The sequence below is a fragment of the Mesorhizobium sp. LNHC252B00 genome (assembly GCF_000502955.1).
Classification (GTDB): Bacteria; Pseudomonadota; Alphaproteobacteria; order Rhizobiales; family Rhizobiaceae; genus Mesorhizobium.
This window is the reverse complement of sequence record NZ_AYWO01000096.1, coordinates 1-717: the sequence shown is the minus strand read 5'-3', so window position 1 is coordinate 717 and position 717 is coordinate 1. Positions and strand designations below refer to the sequence as shown.

General features: G+C 60.3%; 1 protein-coding gene. It reads right to left on the bottom strand.

Going from position 1 to position 717, the window contains the following annotated elements:
• A partial coding sequence (locus X744_RS1000000174755; protein WP_032908246.1) for a hypothetical protein occupies positions 1-717 on the bottom strand: 717 nt, incomplete at both ends.

The following is a 717-nucleotide window of genomic DNA, read 5'->3' as shown; positions in this document are numbered from 1 at the left end:
GTTTCCTGAGGCCAAAATCCCGGTGGAAGGATCACCGAGTACGATCGGATCGGCAGCGGCAAGATCCAGCAGCCGGAATTTGTAGGCACCGGTCGCGTCGAGAGAGCCGTCGACAATCAGGGTGTAAGCGCCGGCCACGAGGTCGAGTACCGGATTGCCTGAGAGATTGGCCGCATCCGAATAGATGAAGTATCGAGTGCTGACCTCCTCTCCGTGTGGACCGATCAACGTCCAGGAGAGGTTCGTGTCATAGGTGAGACTGTCGAAATAGAGCCGTGCCGGGCTCGCGAGATCGAATGTGAACCGGTTCTGCTGGCCGGAATGGGCGATCGCGCCATCCATCGTCGCGCCGACCGTCAACGGTGCCGTCGTGTCCTCGACCTTCTGAATCCCAAAGGTGAAATCCACCGGGCTCGTATTGGAAACATAGCCCTCGACCGCCAGCGTGTAGGTCCCGTTGAAGGCCAGCGTCTCGACATCCTGGTCCACGAAGCTGTTAAACCAGACCTGCTTGCCGAACGGATCGATCAGACGCCAATAGACATTGCCGCTGCCGGTTTGGCTTTGCTGGTCGAAGAAGAACTTCTCGCCGGCCTGCGCATCGAAGCGGTAGAGCGCCGTCTCCGTGCCGGTCGGCAGCACGCCTGGGACCGGCGTGCCCGAAGTGATCGGATCGGCAGCGGCAAGATCCAGCAGCCGGAATTTGTAGGCACCGGT